The 1240-nt window shown below is 68.1% G+C and carries 1 protein-coding gene; it reads right to left on the reverse strand.

What is annotated here, in order from left to right; all coding sequences use genetic code 11:
- Positions 1–31 precede the first annotated feature (31 nt).
- Positions 32–1009: an IS630 family transposase gene (locus tag HUA74_RS44885; protein ID WP_371817414.1), complete on the reverse strand. Its 978-nt coding sequence runs from the start codon at positions 1007–1009 to the stop codon at positions 32–34.
- Positions 1010–1240 lie beyond the last annotated feature (231 nt).

Below are 1240 nucleotides of genomic sequence, written 5' to 3' on the forward strand. Positions count from 1 at the left end.
CTAAACCAACGATCTCGATTCCCGCACGACGTCAGGAGGCACGCCTGAGGTCGGCTCGACGCAGGGATGGACAGGCAGAGCGCTGTGCATTCCGCGCGTTGAGGTAGGCATGCACTCGCACCATGAGCTGTTCCATGGTGCGGCAGCGGTGGTTTCGCGTGACGTTGGCGTGCAGGTCCAGCCACACGCGCTCGATGCGGTTGCCCTGGGGACAGTAGGGCGGCAGGAAGTGGAGCACGATGCGCCCCCCAAGTTGGGCAAGGGCCTTGCGAGTCTTCTGGCTGGTGTGGACCGCGGCGTTGTCCAGCACGAGGTGGATGCGGCGAGCGCGCCGGTATTCACCCGCGAGGCGCCAGAGCAACTGGATGAAGAGGTCGCTGGCCTTGGATTTGCCCTCCGCCCACGTCAGCTTCCCCGTCCGGACATTCAACGCTCCGGCCAGGAAGCGCTTCTGGTTGTTGCCCGGTGTCACCACCACCCGGCGCTGCCCCGGAAGACACCAGTCGTGTCCCACCTTGGGGTTGAGATGGATGTCCACCTCATCCACGTGGAGCACGGGCTCTTCGGGGGGCTTGTGGGCATGCAGGCACTTCAACTCGTAGAGCCGGCGCCGACGCTTCCAGGCGGGCCAGGGACACTCGACGATGGGCCTGGCGGCCTTGCGCCGCGCGCCGAGCGAGGTGAGCGCGCGTCCCATGGTCGCCACGGACACCTGGGGCAGCCCCCGGCGCTCAAGCTCCAGGCACAGCAACTCCCGTGTCCAGGTGGGCCGGCACCAGCCCCAGTCCTCGGGCGTTCCCACCAGCACCCGCGCCAGCCTCTGTCGGAATCGCTCGTCGACCTTGCGCTGGCCGTTGCTCTCCCTCCTGTCTCGCAGCGCTCCGCGTCCGCCCTCGCGGTACCTGCGCACCGCGCTGACGACGGTAGAGGTGGCACAGCCCAAGTTCCGGGCTGCTGCGTTGCACGAGGCTCCCCTCCCCACCGCCGCCACGGCCATGCACCGTCGCATGGTGAGCGGGCAGCCGCTCCTCTCGCCCCATCGCAGCAGCGCCTGGCGCTGCTTCCTCTTCAGCCACTGCCTACCTTTGCCCTCGGGCAGGGCCTTCTCGCTCTCAGGTTTTCTGCGCACACAGAGCCGAACGAGAGGTGCCCCTGCTCCCTCTTCCCGCCCGCTCCGCGCCCGCCCGCTCCGCGCCCGCTTGCTCCTCAGGCTGATCGCGAATCACGAACTTCGGTTTAG

The sequence above is a fragment of the Myxococcus sp. CA051A genome, from assembly GCF_013336705.1.
Lineage (GTDB): Bacteria > Myxococcota > Myxococcia > Myxococcales > Myxococcaceae > Myxococcus > Myxococcus llanfairpwllgwyngyllgogerychwyrndrobwllllantysiliogogogochensis.

Coding starts and splice junctions, on each gene's coding strand:
- HUA74_RS44885 (WP_371817414.1), bottom strand. CDS start 1,009: ATGCGACGGTGCATGGCCGTGGCGGCGGTGGGGAGGGGAGCCTCGTGC.